General features: G+C 69.9%; 17 protein-coding genes. 10 read left to right on the top strand and 7 right to left on the bottom strand.

The genetic code is table 11. From position 1 onward, the window contains the following. The first annotated feature begins 25 nt into the window (after positions 1–25). The gene (locus ABD810_RS02800) at positions 26–706 is read left to right on the top strand and encodes a hypothetical protein (RefSeq protein WP_344933781.1); all 681 of its coding nucleotides are present in this window, start codon (positions 26–28) and stop codon (positions 704–706) included. Here the strand turns inward: ABD810_RS02800 and ABD810_RS02795 are convergent. Beyond that, positions 690–1,202 carry a hypothetical protein gene (locus tag ABD810_RS02795; protein WP_344933779.1) on the bottom strand — a complete coding sequence of 171 codons (513 nt, stop codon included), beginning with the start codon at positions 1,200–1,202 and terminating at the stop codon, positions 690–692. The genes ABD810_RS02800 and ABD810_RS02795 overlap by 17 nt on opposite strands. Before the next feature lie 377 nt (positions 1,203–1,579). Here ABD810_RS02795 and tuf point away from each other — a divergent pair, with 377 nt between their 5' ends. Continuing rightward, positions 1,580–2,752 (top strand): elongation factor Tu, encoded by a 1,173-nt coding sequence (tuf, locus tag ABD810_RS02790; RefSeq protein ID WP_344933776.1) that lies wholly within the window; start codon positions 1,580–1,582, stop codon positions 2,750–2,752. A gap of 196 nt (positions 2,753–2,948) precedes the next feature. Here tuf and ABD810_RS02785 read toward each other — a convergent pair whose 3' ends face one another. Continuing rightward, a complete protein-coding gene (locus tag ABD810_RS02785) occupies positions 2,949–4,151 on the bottom strand; it encodes an MFS transporter (protein WP_344933775.1) in 1,203 nt (400 codons plus the stop codon). Positions 4,152–4,246: 95 nt separating this feature from the next. Here ABD810_RS02785 and ABD810_RS02780 point away from each other — a divergent pair, with 95 nt between their 5' ends. The 3 genes from ABD810_RS02780 to ABD810_RS02770 all read left to right on the top strand — a co-directional run bounded on the left by ABD810_RS02780 (position 4,247) and on the right by ABD810_RS02770 (position 7,166). Beyond that, complete coding sequence (locus ABD810_RS02780) at positions 4,247–4,756, top strand: Lrp/AsnC family transcriptional regulator (RefSeq protein WP_344933772.1); 510 nt, start codon at positions 4,247–4,249, stop codon at positions 4,754–4,756. 353 nt (positions 4,757–5,109) lie between these two features. Next, the gene (locus ABD810_RS02775; protein ID WP_344933769.1) at positions 5,110–6,732 is read left to right on the top strand and encodes a cellulase family glycosylhydrolase; all 1,623 of its coding nucleotides are present in this window, start codon (positions 5,110–5,112) and stop codon (positions 6,730–6,732) included. A 209-nt stretch (positions 6,733–6,941) separates the two neighbouring features. After that, entirely contained in the window at positions 6,942–7,166 is a 225-nt protein-coding gene (locus tag ABD810_RS02770) for a hypothetical protein (RefSeq protein WP_344933767.1), read from the top strand. A 102-nt stretch (positions 7,167–7,268) separates the two neighbouring features. Here ABD810_RS02770 and ABD810_RS02765 read toward each other — a convergent pair whose 3' ends face one another. The 4 genes from ABD810_RS02765 to ABD810_RS02750 form a co-directional block, all read right to left on the bottom strand. Next, entirely contained in the window at positions 7,269–8,471 is a 1,203-nt protein-coding gene (locus ABD810_RS02765; RefSeq protein WP_344933765.1) for a hypothetical protein, read from the bottom strand. A 162-nt stretch (positions 8,472–8,633) separates the two neighbouring features. Then, positions 8,634–9,134 carry a hypothetical protein gene (locus ABD810_RS02760; protein ID WP_344933763.1) on the bottom strand — a complete coding sequence of 167 codons (501 nt, stop codon included), beginning with the start codon at positions 9,132–9,134 and terminating at the stop codon, positions 8,634–8,636. 114 nt (positions 9,135–9,248) lie between these two features. Further along, positions 9,249–9,590 carry a hypothetical protein gene (locus ABD810_RS02755; protein ID WP_344933761.1) on the bottom strand — a complete coding sequence of 114 codons (342 nt, stop codon included), beginning with the start codon at positions 9,588–9,590 and terminating at the stop codon, positions 9,249–9,251. Between the two features lie 94 nt (positions 9,591–9,684). After that, positions 9,685–10,881: a cytochrome P450 gene (locus tag ABD810_RS02750; protein ID WP_344933759.1), complete on the bottom strand. Its 1,197-nt coding sequence runs from the start codon at positions 10,879–10,881 to the stop codon at positions 9,685–9,687. Positions 10,882–10,977: 96 nt separating this feature from the next. Here ABD810_RS02750 and ABD810_RS02745 point away from each other — a divergent pair, with 96 nt between their 5' ends. The 5 genes from ABD810_RS02745 to ABD810_RS02725 all read left to right on the top strand — a co-directional run bounded on the left by ABD810_RS02745 (position 10,978) and on the right by ABD810_RS02725 (position 17,370). Further along, positions 10,978–11,583, top strand: coding sequence for a TetR/AcrR family transcriptional regulator (locus ABD810_RS02745; RefSeq protein WP_344933757.1), 606 nt, complete (start codon positions 10,978–10,980; stop codon positions 11,581–11,583). A gap of 143 nt (positions 11,584–11,726) precedes the next feature. Continuing rightward, the gene (locus ABD810_RS02740; protein ID WP_344933756.1) at positions 11,727–13,271 is read left to right on the top strand and encodes a M28 family metallopeptidase; all 1,545 of its coding nucleotides are present in this window, start codon (positions 11,727–11,729) and stop codon (positions 13,269–13,271) included. A 717-nt stretch (positions 13,272–13,988) separates the two neighbouring features. Further along, the gene (locus ABD810_RS02735; RefSeq protein ID WP_344933754.1) at positions 13,989–15,047 is read left to right on the top strand and encodes a PP2C family protein-serine/threonine phosphatase; all 1,059 of its coding nucleotides are present in this window, start codon (positions 13,989–13,991) and stop codon (positions 15,045–15,047) included. A gap of 219 nt (positions 15,048–15,266) precedes the next feature. Further along, entirely contained in the window at positions 15,267–16,232 is a 966-nt protein-coding gene (locus ABD810_RS02730; protein WP_344933753.1) for an FAD-dependent oxidoreductase, read from the top strand. A 70-nt stretch (positions 16,233–16,302) separates the two neighbouring features. Continuing rightward, complete coding sequence (locus ABD810_RS02725) at positions 16,303–17,370, top strand: NAD-dependent epimerase/dehydratase family protein (RefSeq protein ID WP_344933752.1); 1,068 nt, start codon at positions 16,303–16,305, stop codon at positions 17,368–17,370. Positions 17,371–17,402: 32 nt separating this feature from the next. Here ABD810_RS02725 and ABD810_RS02720 read toward each other — a convergent pair whose 3' ends face one another. Then, the gene (locus ABD810_RS02720; RefSeq protein ID WP_344933750.1) at positions 17,403–18,752 is read right to left on the bottom strand and encodes a hypothetical protein; all 1,350 of its coding nucleotides are present in this window, start codon (positions 18,750–18,752) and stop codon (positions 17,403–17,405) included. Between the last annotated feature and the right edge of the window lie 36 nt (positions 18,753–18,788).

Below are 18,788 nucleotides of genomic sequence, written 5' to 3'. Positions count from 1 at the left end.
CTTATACGTGTGGTGGAGGCGGCCGATGTCCATTAACGAGACCGAGCAGGCCCAGCGGCCCCTGACAACGGCGCAGGAAGAGCCGGAGCAGGTCGACCAGCGCCCTCTCGGCCGCCGTCGCGTATCGACGCCGGTGGTCAGCTCTGTCGTGGCCGCGCTGGTGCTCAGCGGACTGGGCTACGGCTTCTTCGCCGTCCGCCAGGCCGTCAGCACACCGGCTCCGTACGGCGGGGTCCCGCCGTGGGTGGCGCCCGCCGATCCTCAGCCGGGGATCAGGGCAGCGGGCCTGAAGACCGGGCCGATGGGCACGGCCGAGCACTACCACGCCCATCTCGACGTCTTCGTCGACGGCGCCCCCGTCACCGTCGCCGCCAACATCGGCATCGACCCCGAGTCGGAGGAGATGACGGCCCTGCACACGCACGACACCCGAGGGGTGCTGCACATCGAGCCTGCGGAGATGGGCCACATCTACACCCTTGGCCAGATCTTCAAGCAGTGGGGCGTCACGCTGACCGCCGGCCAGATCGGCGCGCTCAGGACCGGAAACGGCAAGACGCTGACCGCCTACGTCAACGGTCAGAAGGTGGCGGGCGACCCGGCCGTTATCGTCCTGAAGTCACACGCGCAGGTGGCCCTGGTGTACGGCGCACCCGACCCGTCCTTCACGCCCCCCGCGAGCTACCAGTTCAAATCGGACGAGTGATCCCCGGCCCACTGGACGGATGGCCGGCCGATCGGGTTCTTCTCAGCCTGCGAAGTGACCTCACCAGCCAGACGAGGCTCGCCACGACGATCACGGCGCCGATGATCAGTGCGTAGACCCATCCGAGAACGGCCGTCGAGGCCACGAAGGGATAGGGATAGACCTGGTTTCCGTGCCCGACGTCGATCGCCTGGCGCTTCTGTCCGGCCGAGATGTCCCCCACACCACTGTCGGCCAGCCAGACGCGGGGAAGGTACCGGTGTCCGTCGGTGGAATGGAACTCGCCGCGCCAGCAGGGGTTGCTCATTCGGCGGACGCCCCTGCCGCACCCCAACGCCCTGGTCTCGACGGCGGTGAAGACTCCGATGTCACCTTCGCCCCGCGACGCTCGCAATTCCGGCTGAACCCACGGGACCGTGAAGACCATCAGCAATCCGCCGGCCAGAAGGCATACGAACGCCACGATCGTCTGACCCCACAAGCGTCTTGTGTCCATCTCGGGCAACCCCTGAGTGAGCCGTCTCAGGTACGACGAGCGGGACCACGACGATCGTTCCCCGGAGGCGATCCACCGCTGTTCGTCCTGCGCCTGCCGCTCGCGGAGAAGGCGGACCTCGGACGGCCCGCGGCCGAGGTGGCGGAAAACCCTTTGCGCCCGCGCCGGGCCGTGCCCGACCATGGGGACATGTTCCGGCACGCCTTGCTCGCGACGCCCGCCACCGCGGGCGCGACGGCGCGTGCCCCGATGCCGGCCGCAACGCGGCTTCACGGCGCGGAGCGCTGACCCTTTCCCGGACGTCTTCAGTGACCCCGCGGGGAAGGGTCGGCTGAACGCGCGGGTCACGACCCGAAAGGCGTCAAGGGACAAGGAACATGGCGAAGCAGAACTACGTGCGCTCCAAGCCGCATCTCAACATCGGCACCATGGGGCACGTCGACCACGGCAAGACCACGCTCACCGCGGCGATCACCAAGGTGCTCAGCGATCGGGGCGGCGCCACCTACGTGCCGTTCGCCCGGATCGACCGGACGCCGGAGGAGGCCGCCCGGGGCATCACCATCAACATCTCCCACGTCGAGTACGAGACGGCCTCGCGCCACTACGCCCATGTGGACATGCCGGGCCACGCCGACTACGTGAAGAACATGATCACGGGGGCGGCGCAGCTCGACGGGGCCATCCTGGTGGTGTCCGCGGTCGACGGGATCATGCCGCAGACACGCGAGCACGCCCTGCTCGCGCGGCGGGTCGGAGTCGAGCACCTCGTCGTCGCCCTCAACAAGGCCGACGGCGCCGACCCCGAGCTGGCCGACCTGGTGGAGCTGGAGCTGCGGGAGCTCCTCGCCGAGCACGGCTACCACGACGTGCCCATGGTCCGGGTCTCCGGGCTGCGCGCGCTGGAAGGCGACCCCGAGTGGGTGGCCTCCGTCGAGGCGTTGCTGCGGGCGGTCGACGACCACATCCCGGTACCGGTCCGGTACGTCGACGCGCCGTTCGTGATGCCGGTGGAGAACGTGCTCACCGTCACCGGGCGCGGCACCGTGGTCACCGGCGCGATCGAGCGCGGCTCGGTGACGGTCGGCGACACCGTCCAGGTCGTGGGGCTGGGTGACGGCTTCACCGCGGTGGTCACCGGGGTCGAGACCTTCGGCAAGACGATGGAGCGGGGCGAGGCGGGTGACAACGCGGCGCTGCTGCTCCGGGGCGTCCGCCGCGACCAGGTGCGCCGAGGCCAGGTGCTGGCCGCCCCGGGCAGCCAGACGGCCCACCGCAGGTTCGCCGCCACCATCTACCTGCTCACCCAGGAGGAGGGCGGCAGGAGTACGCCGATCACGTCCGGCTACCGGCCGCAGTTCTACCTGCGGACGACCGGCGTCCCTGGGCGGGTGGCCCTGGGCGATGACGAGATGGCGCTTCCTGGTGAGACCGTCGAGGTGACGGTCGAGCTGGGCAAGCCCGTCGCCCTGGAGGCCGGCCTCGGCTTCGCCATCCGCGAAGGCGGGCTGACCGTGGGCGCCGGCACCGTGAAGGCCGTACTCGGCTGAAAGGTGAGGCGACTCCGTGAAAGCCACCCCACCCGAACAAGGCGGGGCGACTCCGTGAAAGCCACCCCACCCGAACAAGGCGGGGCGACTCCGTGAGGCCGTACCCGAGCTGAACGAGGCGGGTGATCCCGCTCGTCCGTGCACGATGGCGAGGGCTTCCTCCTGGTCGAGGGAGCCCCCGCCTGAGACGGGGCGCTCAGCCGCGGCGTATGAGCAGTGGCAGGGGCGCCAGAGCCAGCACACCGGCCACCACGGCGACGAGCGCGAACCCCCCGGAGCCGAACAGCTGGCCCGCCGACAGGCTGGCGAGGCCCGACGCCCCCCACACGAGAGCGTCCACCACTCCCTGCACCCGGCTGCGGTCCTCGATCGGGAGGTCACGGCTCAGCAGGCTGCTGCCGCCGACGAAGACGAGGTTCCATCCGTACCCCAGCAGGAAGAGCGCCACCGGCAGCCCCACCACGTGCGCGGTGGGCACGGCCACGGCCGTGCCGGCGGCGAGCACCAGCGTGACGACACCCGCGCCGATGGCCGCCCGGCCGCCCCAGCGGTCGGCGACGCGTCCCGACACCGGGGCCAGAGCGAACATCCCGATCATGTGGGCACTCAGCACCCATGCCACGACGTCGAGTCCATGGCCGTGGTCGTGAAGTTGCAGCGGGGTCATGACCATCAGCGCCACCATGACCACCTGCGCCGCCACCATGGCCACCAGCGCGGTGGTGACGGCCGGCCGCCTCAGGACGGTGCGGACCGGGGAGGGCGGCAGGACGGGCTCCTCCGACCCGCCCGGCCCGGCGACGGCGCGCGGCAGCGTCGTGGTGGACACCAGCGCGGCGGCGATCATGAGAACGGCGACGCCGACCGGGCCGGACAGCCCAGGCAGTCCCAGCCGTTCCGCTCCGGCCGCGGCGGGCGCGATGAGCGCGGGACCGGCCAGCGCGCCGACCGTTCCTCCCCAGACGACCGCGGACAGCGCGAACCCCCGCCGGTTCTCGGGATACAGCTCGGCCGCCACGTAGCGGGACAGCTGCGCTCCCCCGTTGCCCAGCCCCAGCAGCACCATGCCGGCGAGCAGGGGGGCCAGCGTCCCGGTCACCGCTCCGGCGAACGCGACGACCCCGCCGGTCACCGCCATGCAGTACATGACCAGGAGAGCGAAACGCCGGCTGTGCCGTGCCATCAGCGTGCCCGAGCTGAGGGCGCCGAGTGCCGTCCCCAGCACGGTGGCCGCGTTCGGCACCCCGCCCCATGCGGGCCCGCTGCTCTCCGAGGCGATCAGGCTGGCCGCCGTGCTGGCCCCGACCATCGCGGTGTTCACGAACGCGACGCCCGCCAGCAGCCCGAACATGGAGCGTGTACGCGTGCCTGCCGGGGCGGCGACGACTGTGATTCCCATGGTGAATGATGCTAGGAACACCGCTTGCCGGATTGAATGCCCAGGAACAGGTGTGATGACCGTCTCGCCGTCACGATGAAAGGAACTTGGTACAGGTGACCTTTCACTCGGAAAGACCGCTGGACAGCATCGACTGGCGGATCGTCGAGGAGCTGCAATCCGACGGGCGGCTCTCGTTCAAGGAGCTGGGCCGCCGGATCAACCTCTCCGCGCCCGCGGTGGCCGAACGGGTACGCCGGCTGGAGGAGTCCGGGGTGATCACCGGCTACCGGGCCCGCGTCGACCCCCGCCGCGCCGGCTATCCGGTCATGGCGTTCGTGGAGATGCGGTGTGTCCTCGGCAAGTGCCTGCTGAGGACGACCACCGCCGACGACTATCCCGAGGTCGTGGAGCTTCACAAGCTCAGCGGCGACTACTGCGCCATGGTGAAGGTAAGGGCGGGGTCGATCGAGCATCTGGAAGGGCTGTTCGAACGCCTGGGCAAGCACGGCGACATACGCTCCTCCATGGTCCTTTCCACCCAGTACGACGAGAGGCCGGTCGAGCCGCCCGCCGAGGACTACCTTCGGGCCACGCGCTCCGAGGGCTGGACCCGCGGGCGATAGGCGGCCTGCCGTGGGTCGGCTTCTACGAGGACCATGGGTTCACCAGGGTGGAGACGGTCACCGTCGGCGAGCGGCCGGGGCGGTTGTTCGAGATGCGTCGTCGATGAGCTGAAACTTTCAGCCGATTTCCGGCGGTGCGGCGGCGCCGGGGCGATCCGTCCGGCCACCTTGGGCGGCGTCTTCCGATGTAGGGAGGCCCGGCGGCCCCGCACGCCCCGCCGTGCGGCGGGCCTCCGCCTCGGACACCTCCTGTACATCTTGCGGAAATGCGCTGAACATGGGAGCGCTCCCACCGGAAGGGCCGACGCGTGCCGTATGACTTAACCGGTTCATTCCGCCAAGAAAGGTGACCCATGAGAAAGCGACTCCGGATTGCGGAGGCGGCGATCATCTCTCTGCTCGCCCTCCTCGTCTCGATGCTCGTCGCGCAGCCCGCGCAGGCGGCGGTCGGGCTCCGCGTGAGCGGGACGAGAATCGTCGAGGCCAACGGCAATAACTTCATCATGCGAGGTGTGAGCCATGCGCACACCTGGTTCGCCAGCCAGACCACCTCGTCTCTGGCGGGCATCAAATCCCTCGGCGCCAACACCGTACGCGTGGTCCTGAGCGGTGGTCGCTGGACCCCCAACAGCGCGAGCGACGTGGCGAACGTGGTCGCGCAGTGCAAGGCGAACCGGTTGATCTGCGTGCTGGAGAACCACGACACCACCGGTTACGGCGAGCAGGACGGCGCCACCACCCTGGACGCCGCGGTCAACTACTGGATCAGCGTCCAGAGCGCGCTGACCGGCCAGGAGAACCACGTCGTCATCAACATCGGCAACGAGCCCTACGGCAACAACAACGTGAGCGCCTGGACCCAGGCCACGTCCAACGCGATCACCCGGATGCGCGCCGCCGGCTTCCAGCATCTGCTCATGGTCGACGCGCCCAACTGGGGACAGGACTGGCAGTTCACCATGCGGGACACGGCGGCCAGTGTCTTCAACGCCGACTCCCAGCGCAACACCGTCTTCTCCATCCACATGTACGGCGTCTTCGACACGGCGGCCGAGATCAACGCCTACTTCAACAGCTTCCAGACCGCCGGGCTGCCGCTGGTGGTCGGCGAGTTCGGGAACATGCACTCCGACGGCGACCCGGACGAGGACACGATCATGTCGCAGGCGCAGTCCCGCGGCCTCGGCTACATCGGCTGGTCGTGGAGCGGCAACGGCGGCGGCGTCGAGTACCTCGACATGGTGACCAACTTCAATGCGAGCAGCCTCACATCCTGGGGTACAAGAATCTTCAACGGCGCGAACGGCATCAGGCAGACCGCCAGGGAAGCCACCATCTACAGCGGCGGCGGGACCGACACCACCGCGCCCACGACGCCGGGCACCCCCACGGCCTCCAACGTCACCTCCAGCGGAGCCAGGCTCTCCTGGAGCGCCTCCACCGACTCCGGCGGCTCCGGCCTGGCCGGCTACAACGTCTACCGTGAGCAGGGCGCCACCGACCCGCAACTCGGCCAGTCCACGACCAACTCGATCTCGCTCACCGGGCTGACCGCCGGCACGCAGTACCAGGTCTACGTACGGGCCAGGGACGGCGCGGGCAACCTGTCCGGCAACTCCAGCCCGGTCACCTTCACCACCACGACCGGAGGCGGCGGAGGCGGCAACGGGTGCGGGGTCACCGGCACCACGCAGGGCCAGTGGGGCAACGGTTACGTCATCCAGCCGGTGACCGTCACCAACACCGGCACCTCGGCCATCACCGGCTGGACGGTGACCTTCACCCTGCCGGCCGGCCACACGATCACCGGCTCCTGGAACGCCACGCTGACGATCAGCGGGCAGACGGTGACCGCGAAGAACGCCGGCCACAACGGAACACTCGCGGCGAACGCCAGCACCAGCTTCGGCTTCCAGGGCTCCCGCCCGAACGGCAACACCCAGGTGCCGGCGGGATACACCTGCTCCAGTCCGTGAGCACGGCCCGCACGTTCCCTACGGGCGCCTGATCCTGGCACGGGCCTCGCAGGCCGGGCGTGGGGTACGGCCGGTGACGGCCGTACCCCACGCCCGGCTGAGGCGTCTTTAACTTGTCTTGTCGGCAGGTGGCCGTGTTGCGGATTTCCAGGGGGAAAGTGTTCAATGCCCGGCCGTCTGGCTCGGGCGGGGATATCACTGGGGGATTTATGGCAATAACAGCGGATTTGTCCAAACTGCTCGACAAGGAATACGAGGGCAAGAGCCTGGCGGAGCTCGTCAAGGCCCCGGTGTCCGCACTGGCGGGGGTCAGCGAGGGCGACGCCAAGCTCCTCAAGGAGGCCTTCAAAATCAACACGGTCGGCGACATGGGGCGGAACAAGTACTTCCGTACCGCCACCGCGCTCGTCGACCTGGTGGAAGGCGCCAAGTAGGCCGGAGAATCCGCCGGGCAGGCCGGCAGCCACGCTCCGAATCGGCCGCTGCCGGCCTTTCCCGTCGGAACGCCGTGGACACCACGGCGTTCCTGAGGGTGCTCAGTCGCGGGCGCGCATGCTCGGAATGGGATGCGGGCCCTCGGTCTCCATACGGTAGTCCTGGCCGAACTTGGCCGCGGTGTCCTCGAGGACCACGTCGCTGGGCGGGGTCTCCCCGCCGTGGAGACGCTCCTGGAACCGCTGGAAGCGCTCGTGCGCCTCGCGCACGTATCCGGTTCCCAGCGTGGTGAGGTCGAGCTGTGTGGCGATGAGTTCGCGCAGGTAGGCCTTGTTGGGCTCGAAGGTCACCGGCGTGGGGAACTCGGACGCGAGGATGTCCGCGGGATCGCGGCCGTCATGACGGCGCATCAGGTCGCAGGCGATGCGGAGGTGCTCCAGTTCCATGTTGAGGTGCAACTCCCAGATCGCCTTGACCTGGGGGTCGGACTCCGTCTCCATGAAGGAGTAGTACATGTAGCACTCGTTGTACTCGTGGTTCACGAGCTGCTCCCACCACGTCTCCCTGGGATCGAGCAGCGATTCGTAGTGGGTGACGTGCTCCTCCTCGATGAGCCCGATCTCCTGGTAGAGCTGCCGGGCTATCTGCTCCATGTACTCGGGGCCGACGTTCATGTAGAAGTTCATGGTCTGCTGCTCGGCAGCCATGATCGTCAGCGTGTGGAGTTTGGAGATCGGACTGGTCGTGTCCTTGTCGTAGTGGTCGCGGACGTTGTCGATCGGATGCCGGTGGTGCATCGGCGTGGGCCGTCCCGGCATGACCTCGGTCAGCGCGTCGACGATCTTCTCCGCCTTGCGGTGCTCGATCAGCTCATACAGGTTCGCGTACCTGTAAAGGTGATCGAAATCCTCCAGCACGCCGAACTCGAAGGCCTGCTTGAGGTACGGGTCCGGCTCCATCCGCGCGACCCAGGCGGTGAGGTCGACGGCGACCTGCTCGTAGGCGATCGTGGTCTCGAGAACGGACGCGAGGCCGGGAAGCAGCCAGTTGACGGCCTTCTGCTGCTGCTGCTCGATGTAGCGGACCTCCGCCAGTTGCTGGCGTACCTCCAGGTCGGGGCAGCGCCGGGCGAACTGGTGGCTGAACATGATCGCTTCGATCTCGATGCCGTTCATGGCGATGACGCGGCAGCGAGCGTAGGGATCGGAGTGGTCCGGGTCGAGCTGGGGAACGTTCAGCTCCCGCCAGTTACGGAGTTGCCGGTCCAGCGGGATCCCCTGCTGCTCCAAAGGATTGAAAGTCATGGGTATGACTCCTCTGTCCTGTTTCGCTACGCGAGAAGACGGGGTTCGGGTGTCAGATGCCGTGTTCCGGAGCACCACGCACTGCTTCGTGGCTGTGTCGCGTTGCCGCGAAGGGCGGTGAAGTCCGGTGAGAAAGCAGGTGCGGGGCGACGCCAGATGCGGTCAGCCCGGTTGATTCCTCCGCGATCCGGCCTGATCGGCCATCATGTGGAACGCGTACGCGGTCACCAGACCGAAGACCAGGTGAGGCACGAGGTCGGACAGCCATCCGGCCGTTCCCCAGGTCCGCGGGTCGGTCAGGCCCAGCGCCGTCATCGGCGTGTTCGCCACCACCGTCGCCACCAGCCCGAGGCCGACGCCTCCCACCGGCACGGACACCTCCCGTACGCGGATGCGCAGCCCCCCATAGGCGGCGCCCAGAACGACCCCCGTCCCGATGCCCAGCAGCGCGCCGATCCCCTGCTTGCGGCTTTCGGCCTTGTCTCCCTCTCCCAGTCCGAGCCCGGCCAGGTCGGCCAGCCTTCCGGCGGTCCGCTCGGGCAGGTCGCTCGACGGCCGGCCACGTACCACCTGGTCGAGGTAGGTCGTGGCGTAAAGCGCGGTCGTCCCCGCGGCCGCCGCGAGGACGCCGGCGACGACGTAGCGGCACAGGATCGACTTCATGCCACCACCTCTCGGTGCTCTCCCCGGTCCCTACCCGCTGGCGGACAACGCAACGGGAGCGGGCGGCAAACGGTGTTCCAAGCCACCGGGACAGGCGCGCGCCGGGTGGCCGCGTCACACGGCTTCCGCGGCCTGCCCGATTTCTTGCAGGGCGTGGGAGACATGCTGTGCGGCGAGGAAGTGGCCGGCTCCGACGACGAGCGCGACGGGCCACTCGATGATCTCGAAGGCGGCCAGCACACCCAGCGCCGCGTAGAAGACGAGCCGGTCCGCCGACGGCACCGCCACCGTGCCGACCACCGGCAAGGTCACCTCCGGCCGTTGTGCCGCACGCTCCTCCCCGGCCGCCGTGCCACCCGGGGCCGCCCGTCGTCGCGCCGTAGCGGCCGTTCGCCGGGGTTCCCGGGTCCGGCTCGGTGTCGCGCCCTCCGCGGCAGCGGTCGTTCTCTGCGCCATGACGGCCTCCGTGAGTCAGGGACGATAGGCCCATCCCCCGCCTCTCCTGCCCGGTAACGCCGTTTGGCCGGGGCTTTGCCCGATGACACATCGGTCACCAGGTGACGGGAATCTCCCTGAATCCCCCGGTCAGCAGGTCGTCCCGCAGGCGTAGCTCCTCGATGGGCACGGCGAGCCGCATCGCGGGGAAGCGCGGGATGAGCCGCGAGAACACCGCCTGGAGCTCGATGCGCGCCAGCGGCGCGCCGATGCAGTAGTGGGCACCGTAGCCGAACGACAGGTGCGCCCCCGCGTTCCTCGTGATGTCGAGCCGGTGAGGATCGGCGAAGACCTGCGCGTCGTGATTGGCGGCCCCGATGTCGAGCAGGATCAGGTCACCCGCGGGAATGGTGACCCCGGCGACCTCGATGTCCATCCGCGGGTAGCGCGGCATGCCGTTGCCCGCGCCCACGTTCGCGACCCGCAGGCACTCCTCCACGGCGGACGGCAGCAGTGCGGGATCGTCCAGCACTGCCTGGTGCTGGTCGGGGTTGGTCAGCAACAGCACCGCGCCGTAACCGATCTGCACGACGGTGGTCTCGTGCCCGGCGAACAGGATCATCGCGGCCAGCATCGCGATCTCGTCGACGGGAAGGGCGTCGTCCTCGGCGGCGCACAGACCTGAGATGACGTCGTCGGCGGGCTGTGCGCGCTTGCGCTCGACGAGCCCGCGCGTGTAGGTCCACAGTTCGGCCAGGCCGCGCTCCGATACCTGCCGGTCACCGAGCGCGGCGGCGTCCTGGCTCCACCCGCGGAACCGGTCGCGGTCCTCGTACGGGACGCCGAGCAGCTCGCAGATCACCAGGATCGGCAACGGCAGCGCGAGGGCCTGATGCAGGTCGGCCGGGACCGGCCCGGCGGCCAGGCCGTCGAGCAGCTCGGTCACCATGCGCTCGACCCGTGGCTGGAACGCCCGCATGCGCTTGGGGGCGAAGAACGGCTGGAGCAGGCGGCGGAACCGGGCCCGGTCGGCGTGCTCGGTCTCGTAGTTGTCAGGCGGCCTGCCCCCGAACAGGGCCGACTCGCTGGCGCGCGCCGCGTTGTCCGGGTCGGGGTGGGCCATGCCGAGCCGGTCGTCGTTGAGCAGCCGCCGCACTTCCTCGTAGTCGGTGACCAGCCAGGCCTCGTCGCCTGCCCGCGTGCGCACCCGGTGGACGGAACCCTTCGCCTGGAGCGCGCGCAGCAGGGGCGCCATCCGAAGAAGGTGCGTCTGCTCGAACGGCATGGCGGGGAGCGGGGTCGAGGTGGTCATTGGTGGCCCTCCGGTTAACTCGGATTTGTATACTTCTATGTCAACAAAGCTACTTATACACTGAGCATTCGACAAGGGGGCCGAGAAAGGGAGTCCATGACGCCCAGCCGGGCAGACGCACCACCGGCCATGCCCACGCACGTACGGCGGCTGCGTCGTGGCGAGCGCAGGGAGCAGATCCTGGCGGCCGCCACCAGGGCCTTCGCCCGCAGCGGCTTCGCCGCCACCAGCCTCGACGACATCGTGGGCGAGGCGGGGATCAGCAGGGCGATCCTCTACCGGCACTTCGACTCCAAGACCGACATGTACCGTGCGGTTCTCGATCGCACGTGTGGGCGGCTGGAGCGGACCTTCCACGCCGGCGAGTACGCCATGGACAGCGTCGCCGCCCTGATCCGTGCCGCCGCCGACGACCCGGACGGCTTCCGGCTGCTGTTCCGGTACGCGGTCAGGGAACCGGAGTTCCGCGACCTCACCGATTCGTTCGCCGCGGCGGCGATCGGCATCGCCCGTCACAGCCTCGCCGCGATGCTCCCCGACGGCCCGTGGACGGCATGGGCCGCGCAACTCGTCCCCGCCGTGGTGATCGAGGCCGTCATCGCGTGGCTCGACGCCGGGCAACCGGACCCCGACCAGGCCGCCGAGCGCATCATGCATGCCGTCCAGGGCGTCATCGAGGCGGTCCGGCATCGCCCCGCCTAGGTGGCCGGACGAGTCGCGATCCCCTCACCTGCGGGACATCTGGGATTCCGAGTCCTTCACTTACCGGTCGACTCCGGCTAGTTTCAGCGGTCAGCAGGACTTCGGAAACCGGCTCACCAGTTGTTGATCGAAGAAGGAGTTCAATGCGCTTCACCCTCCGCAGAGGGGCGGGCCTCGCCACCGCGACGGCCGCCCTGGTGCTCCCCCTGATATCCACCGCACCGGCCGACGCCGATCCCGACGTCACGCAGCTGGCTCGTACGATCTCCGCACCGGCGGTGAAGCAGCACTTGCAGAGGCTGCAGGAGATCGCCGACGCCAACGGCGGCACCCGTGCCGCGGGAACCCCCGGGTTCACCGCCTCCCGTGACTACGTGGCCGACAAGCTCCGCAAGGCCGGCTACAAGGTGACGATCCAGCCGTTCGAGTTCCCCTTCTTCGAGGAGCACTCCACGGCCCTGATGCAGCAGGTCTCCCCCGAGCCGAAGGTGTACGCCCCCACCCCGCCGGACGGGAGTGCGGTCGGCGAGTTCGCCACCATGACCTATTCGGGCACCGGGGACGTCACCGCGACCCTGCAGAACGTCGACCTGGTGCTGCCTCCCGGGCCGACCCCGAGCACCTCCAATTCGGGGTGCGAGGCGAGCGACTTCGCCGGGTTCACCGCCGGGAACATCGCCCTCATGCGGCGCGGCACCTGCGACTTCGTGGTGAAGGCGCAGAACGCGCAGGCGGCAGGCGCGGTGGGGGCGATCATCTTCAACGAGGGGCAGGAGGGACGGACCGCGACCCTCCGCGGCAACCTGGGCACCCCCGTGTCCATCCCGGTGGTCGGGACCAGTTTCGCCGTCGGCGAGGAGCTGTCCAGCCCCGCCGGAACAGTCGTGCGGCTGAAGACCGACACCACCAGCGAGATCCGCACCACGCACAACGTCATCGCCGACTCCAAGTGGGGTGACGCCAGCAAGGTCGTCCACCTCGGCGCCCACCTCGACAGCGTCCTGGCGGGGCCCGGCATCAACGACAACGGCTCGGGCAGCGCCGCGATCCTCGAAGTCGCGACCAAGCTGTCCAAGATCCCCACGAAGAACAGGCTGCGCTTCTCGTTCTGGAGCGCCGAGGAGCTCGGCCTGCTGGGCTCGGAGCACTATGTCGCTTCCCTGACCCCCGCGGAAAGGGCGAAGATCAAGCTGTACCTCAACTTCGACATGGTCGCCTCGACGAACTACGCGCTGAAGATCTTCGACGGTGACGACTCCGACGCCACGGGCGCACCCGCCGGCCCGCCCGGATCCGACGAGATCGAGAAGCTCTTCGAGAAGTACTTCGACACCCTCCGCCAGGGTCATGTGGGCAGCGACTTCGACGGCCGGTCCGACTACGGCCCGTTCATCGACGCCGGAATCCCGGCGGGAGGCCTGTTCACCGGCGCCGAGGGCGCCAAGACGCCCGCGGAGCAGGCGCTCTTCGGCGGCACCGCCGGCGCGCCCTACGACCCGTGCTACCACCAGGCGTGCGACACCATCGCCAACATCAACGACAAGGCGCTGGCTCTGAACACCGGGGCCATCGCGACGGCGGCCGTGGTCTACGCGTTCAGCCGTGACCTGCCCGGGCCCGACGCCCGGGCCGCGGCCGCGGCGCTGCGGCACTCCGACAGCCACCCTCACGGGAGTCCCACCAGCTAGATCCGGCCGGGGGTGGTCACGGGCCCGTGACCACCCCCGCGCTCGTCTCGGGGCGGGTCCCAGCGCGCCGGGCTCCCTTCCCCGCCATCGCGGCCGATGTACCGGTCTTCCATGTGTGAACGACCGCGAAGGCCATGCCCCAATTACCCCCATCATGAGGATATTTCGCTTTATGGGGGGGTGATCGGCTTTTGTGAGCGCGACCGCAAGAGGGAAATTCGAAGACCTATATCGAATCGGTCCCACTTGGCCCATCCCAGAGTAAGGTTCGATTCATGATGCCTTCAGAGACCTCCCGGCTCGAATCGTGCTCGGGCAGGCTCGGTCCGGCTTTCAGACGCTGGAGAGCGTGCAGTTCGTTGGGTGCTGTGAGGTTGTCGAGGTGGATACTCCCGTAGGTGGGGACGGGTCGGAATTATCCCTTTTCCTGGTCATCAGTGATTCTTGCGGTAAGGCGATCGCGCGGGGAAGCGGTCCTCGGCCGGATTCGCCGCTCCCGCGACGCGGGCCGTTCCGACGACCCCGTGGTCCTGTCACTCGTAGCTGTGACCGGTGCGTAAGGTCGCCGCGCTGTTCGTGGATTCTCCACCTTGTTACAGTTACCGCGGAGCACCGGGAAGTCTGGTCGGCATACCACCGAAATCGACCCATCCCGCGGAGGCACCCTGTGACGAGCGAGTCAGAGCGCGAACCGACCGTCACGACTGCGGAGCGCCTATGACCACGGTCAGCCGCAGAACCCAGCTGCTCATGGGGGCGCTTCCCTTCGCCTCGTTGAGCGTCGTGGCCGCGGTCGACATACTGACCGTCACCGACCTCGGCTACCTTTCCCTTCTGGCCGTCGGGCCCGCCTTCGCCAGCCTCGTGGGCGGCGTGCCCCGCACCGTGACGATCGGAGTCGTGACCCTGGTCCTGTCGCTGCTGCTGGCCGTGTACGACGGCCTGTTCGGAGACCCGCAGAGCACCATGAGCCTGGTCTCCATCGCCGGGGTCACGGCGGCGAGCATCCTCGCCACGGTGGGGCGGCAGCGACGCGAGCGCGAGCTCGCGACCGTGCGCTCGGTGGCCGAGGTGGCGCAGCGCGTGCTGCTCAGACCGGTGCCGCGGCGGGCGGGCCACCTTCGCGCGGCCGTGTCGTACACCTCGGCCAACGCCGAGGCGCGCATCGGCGGCGACCTGTACGAAGTGGTCACCGGTCCGGGCGGGGTCCGCGCGATCGTGGGCGACGTGCAGGGCAAGGGGCTGGAAGCGGTCGAGACGGCGGCGCTCGTGCTCGGCGCGTTCCGCGAGGCGGCCCACGACGAGGCCGACCTGCGTGGTGTCAGCGGGCGGCTCGAGAAGGCCCTCAACCGGCGGCTCTCGGGCGAGGAGTTCGTCACGGCCATCCTGGTCGACGCCGACCCCGGCGGGGAGCTCACGCTGCTCAATTACGGCCACCCTCCGCCCTTGATTCTGCACGCCAACGGCGCGATCACGCTCGCCGAGCCCTCGGAGACCGCGCCACCGCTCGGCCTGGCCGTCCTCGAGGTGGAGGGCCCGAACCCCCACCACGTCATGTTCGGGCCGGGTGACCAGATCCTGCTGTACACCGACGGGGTCATCGAGGCCCGCGACCGTGTGGGCCGCTTCTACCCCCTCACCGACCGCGCCTTCCTGCTCAAGGACGACGACCCCGAGGCGGCCCTCGAGGCGCTCCGGCTCGACCTGGTCGCCCACGTCGACGCCCCGCTGCACGACGACGCGGCGATGCTGCTGCTCCGGTTCCGCGACAACTGAAGCCTCCGCGCGACGGCGTGCCGGCGGGACCCGGTGGAAGCCGCTTGGACGGGCTGACGACGCCGGTGTCATGGGTCTTCCGGGCCATGAGGACGGCCGAAGCCTCCTGCACTGTCGGAGACACCTCCTATGCTGCGTCGTAGGCGGGCGATACAAGTGGGCGCCCGCGAGTGGCACGGCCGGTGGCGCGGTGGTGCCCGGCGGTGAGTGGAGGATCGCGTGGCTGAGCCGACCGGCGTGACTGATGTGCTGGTCATCGGTGCCGGAGTGACCGGGCTGACGACAGCGGTGTGCCTCGCGGAGGCCGGCCTGAAGGTCCGGGTCCGTAGCGCCGAGCTCCCCGGGCGCACCACCTCCGCGGTCGCCGGTGCCATGATCGGCGGTCCGGTCTTCACCGAGCCGCTGGAGGCGGCCGTCCGATGGCAGGAGGCGAGCCTGAAGGAGTTCACCATGCTCGCCGGCCATCCGGATGCCGGGGTGCGCATCGCGCGAGGGCGGCTGGTGAGCCGGCTCGGCAACGGGGTGCCGCCGTGGGCCGAGCGGTTGCCGGGCTTCCAGCCGTGCGATCCCGGCGAGCACGCCGGGTTCCCGGTGGCGTTCTGGATCTCCTCGCCGCTGGCCGACATGCCGCGCTACCTCACCTACCTGGTGGAGCGCCTCGGCGCGGCGGGTGTCGAGGTCGAGTTGCGGCCCGTCGCGTCCCTGGAGTCGGCGGCCACCGAGGCTCCGGTCGTGGTCAACTGCAGCGGGGTGGGGGCCCACTTCCTGGCCGACGATCCCGAGGTCCATCCCGTGCGCGGTCAGCACGTCGTCGTGGAGAACCCCGGCCTCGACGAATTCTTCTTCGAACGCGGCGCCGAGACCGAGTGGACCGGCTACATGCCCCACGCCGACTGCGTGGTGCTCGGCGGCACGGCGGGCTCCGGTGACTGGAGCCTCACCCCCGACCCGGAGCAGACCGAGGCGATCCTGCGCCGCTGCGTGGCCGTCGAGCCGAGGCTCGAAGGGGCCCGCGTCCTCGGGGTCGAGGTGGGCCTGCGGCCGGGGCGCAAGCGCATCCGCCTCGACGAGGAGACCATCAACGGTTCCCGCGTCATCCACAGCTACGGCCACGGCGGTGTCGGAGTCAGCATGTCCTGGGGCTGTGCCCACGACATCCGCCAGATGATCCTCGACTACCGCTGAGTTCTTACGGCCCGCGAACATCTGGCCGCCCGGCCGCCGGACCGGGCGCGCCGTAACTACCCTCGGCATCGTGAAGGCACTGGTCACCGGCGCGGCCGGTTTCATCGGAAGTCACGTGGTGGAGGCCCTGGGCGCCGCCGGGCACGAGGTGACCGGCCTCGACCTGCGGGTTCCCGCGCATGACGCCACCTCGGAGGCAGCGCACCTCCCCGGGCGCGCGCGTCCTGCTCTCGGAGAAGTCCGTCTCGTCACCGGCGACGTACGCCACCCCGCGGTCCTGGACCGGGCACTCGATGGTGTGGACCTGGTCGTGCACCAGGCGGCCAAGGTGGGGCTCGGCGTCGACGTCGCCGATCTGCCCGACTACGCCTCCGTCAATGTGTACGGCACCGCCGTGCTGCTGGCGGCGATGGCGAGGAGCGGAGTAGGGCGCCTCGTGCTGGCGTCCTCCATGGTCGTGTACGGCGAGGGCGCCTACGACTGCGGTGAGCACGGCCGGGTGCGACCGGGCCCCCGTACCAGGGAGGACCTGGCCGGGGGCGTGTTCGAGCCTCGGTGCCCGCGGTGCGGCGCGGAGCTGACCTCCGCCACGATCGCCGAGGACGCGCCGCCGGACCCGCGCAACGCGTACGCCTCCACCAAGCTCGCGCAGGAACATCTGGCCGCCAACTGGGCGCGGGAGACCGGTGGCACGGCGGTCGCGCTGCGCTACCACAACGTCTACGGCCCGAGGATGCCCAGGGACACGCCCTATTCGGGGGTCGCGGCGATCTTCCGATCCGCTCTGGAGGCGGGCAGGGCCCCATGCGTGTTCGAGGACGGCCGGCAGCGTCGCGACTTCGTCCATGTGCGCGACGTCGCCGAGGCCAACGTCGCCGCCGCGCGGGCACGTACGGTTCCGGGCGAGCTGGCCGCGTACAACGTCGCGAGCGGCCGGCCCCACACGATCGGCGAGATGGCCGGGGCCCTGGCGGCGGAGCGGAACGGTCCCGAGCCGGTCGTCACCGGCGAGTACCGCCTCGGCGACGTCCGGCACATCGTCGCCACCCCCGACCGCGCGGCCCGCGATCTGGGTTTTCGCGCGCGTACGGGGTTCACCGAGGGCATGCGGGAGTTCGCCACCGCCCCCCTCGGCTGATCAGGTCCACCGCCCATGTCGTCCCGAGCGGCTCACCATGGGGACAGCACCAGCGACTGGAGCAGCAGTCCCGTGACCACCTGGGCGGCGAGCCAGCGGCGGCCGGGCACCGCGCCGGCCGCCAGTCCGACCCACAGGGCGTAGGGCACCCAGATGCGTTCGACCTCACCTCGGGTGACGCCGCTGAGGTCCAATGCCAGCACCGCGACCAACGCCGCCGCCACCATCGCCCCGACGGGCCTGGAGCCGGCGCGCACCAGACCGGCCGCCGTCGCCGGGCCGCTCATCAGCGCGAGGACGCCCATGTTCGCGACCAGGAAGTACAGGTAGGGCCGGGCCGCGCCCGCATCCGCCGCCCACTGGGCATGCGTGGCCAGCACCCCGGCGGGCCAGAGGAACCCTCCCGCGGCGAAAGCGGCCGTCACCGCCGCCGCGCCAAACAGCGCCGCGAACACGGTCGCCTTCGGTACGCGCGCCACCATCCCGGCGACCAGCGGGATCAGCAGGTAAGGCACGAGCCCGTAGCTGAGGTACGGCAGCGCGCCGAGCAGCGCCCCCGCCGCCACGCCGCACAGGACCCTCGCCCGCGCGGCGGGCCCGCTCCGCCCTCGGCACGGGAGCACCAGCAGGGCCACGCCCCAGGCGCCGACCCCCGCGAAGAGCGCGTCCATGCTCGTGGCGATCCAGACCGCCGAAGGGGTGAGCGCGAGGTACGGAAGCGCACGACGGGCGGCGTCCTCGCCCGCCAGGGTCCGTACGGTGAGCCCGATCGCCACGGTCGCGGAACAGGCCACGGTGATGACGAGCAGGGAGGCGGGAAGCGCCCCAGGCATCCCGAGCCGTGCCAGCCCCCAAAGGATCAGCACCGGCAGCGGCGGATGCCCGCGCACGTGAGTCGGGTAGCCGCCGAGACGCTCGGTGAACGACGCCAGCCATCCCAGCGGGTCGTCCCCGACGGCGGGAAGCACGGCCAGGTACTCGGTCTGGTGAGTGAGCGGTTCGGCCGGCCCGTCACCTGAGAGGGCGAGCAGGATCGTCCAGGCCAGCGCGCAGCCGTACGCCAGCAGGAGCGCCCGGCCGAAGCCGCCTCGCGCGAGGAGATCGGGCAGGACGATGACGGCCGCGGCGGCGAGCACGGCGGCGGGCAGAAGCGTGATCGTGAGCACGCGGAAGTGGGCGTGCAGCGGCGGCAGGTGATCGATCGTCAGCACGCCGAGGCCGTGCAGGACCGCCCCCGCCGCGAAGGCCGAGACGATCAACCCGGCCCACGCGGCCAGCGCCCGCCGCGTCCGGCGCCTGTCAGCGGCCGGGGGCGGGACGGCCCGGGGTTCGGCCAGAGCCGAGGACGAAGTCCCGGCGCCGTCCACGTGTCTGCGGATCACGATCTCACCGTAGGCCTGAGCTGCGCACTCCCGGGA

The sequence above is a fragment of the Sphaerisporangium flaviroseum genome, from assembly GCF_039537005.1.
Lineage (GTDB): Bacteria > Actinomycetota > Actinomycetes > Streptosporangiales > Streptosporangiaceae > Sphaerisporangium > Sphaerisporangium flaviroseum.
Note: the sequence above shows the minus strand (reverse complement) of the source record. Positions and strands in the feature narration are given on the sequence as shown.

What these genes read in the sequence shown, in the direction of transcription:
- ABD810_RS02775 (WP_344933769.1), top strand. Translation starts at nt 5,110, where the DNA reads ATGAGAAAGCGACTCCGGATTGCGGAGGCGGCGATCATCTCTCTGCTC.
- ABD810_RS02745 (WP_344933757.1), top strand. Translation starts at nt 10,978, where the DNA reads ATGACGCCCAGCCGGGCAGACGCACCACCGGCCATGCCCACGCACGTA.
- ABD810_RS02795 (WP_344933779.1), bottom strand. Translation starts at nt 1,202, where the DNA reads ATGGACACAAGACGCTTGTGGGGTCAGACGATCGTGGCGTTCGTATGC.
- tuf (WP_344933776.1), top strand. Translation starts at nt 1,580, where the DNA reads ATGGCGAAGCAGAACTACGTGCGCTCCAAGCCGCATCTCAACATCGGC.
- ABD810_RS02735 (WP_344933754.1), top strand. Translation starts at nt 13,989, where the DNA reads ATGACCACGGTCAGCCGCAGAACCCAGCTGCTCATGGGGGCGCTTCCC.
- ABD810_RS02800 (WP_344933781.1), top strand. Translation starts at nt 26, where the DNA reads ATGTCCATTAACGAGACCGAGCAGGCCCAGCGGCCCCTGACAACGGCG.
- ABD810_RS02760 (WP_344933763.1), bottom strand. Translation starts at nt 9,134, where the DNA reads ATGAAGTCGATCCTGTGCCGCTACGTCGTCGCCGGCGTCCTCGCGGCG.
- ABD810_RS02740 (WP_344933756.1), top strand. Translation starts at nt 11,727, where the DNA reads ATGCGCTTCACCCTCCGCAGAGGGGCGGGCCTCGCCACCGCGACGGCC.
- ABD810_RS02755 (WP_344933761.1), bottom strand. Translation starts at nt 9,590, where the DNA reads ATGGCGCAGAGAACGACCGCTGCCGCGGAGGGCGCGACACCGAGCCGG.
- ABD810_RS02765 (WP_344933765.1), bottom strand. Translation starts at nt 8,471, where the DNA reads ATGACTTTCAATCCTTTGGAGCAGCAGGGGATCCCGCTGGACCGGCAA.
- ABD810_RS02750 (WP_344933759.1), bottom strand. Translation starts at nt 10,881, where the DNA reads ATGACCACCTCGACCCCGCTCCCCGCCATGCCGTTCGAGCAGACGCAC.
- ABD810_RS02785 (WP_344933775.1), bottom strand. Translation starts at nt 4,151, where the DNA reads ATGGGAATCACAGTCGTCGCCGCCCCGGCAGGCACGCGTACACGCTCC.
- ABD810_RS02770 (WP_344933767.1), top strand. Translation starts at nt 6,942, where the DNA reads ATGGCAATAACAGCGGATTTGTCCAAACTGCTCGACAAGGAATACGAG.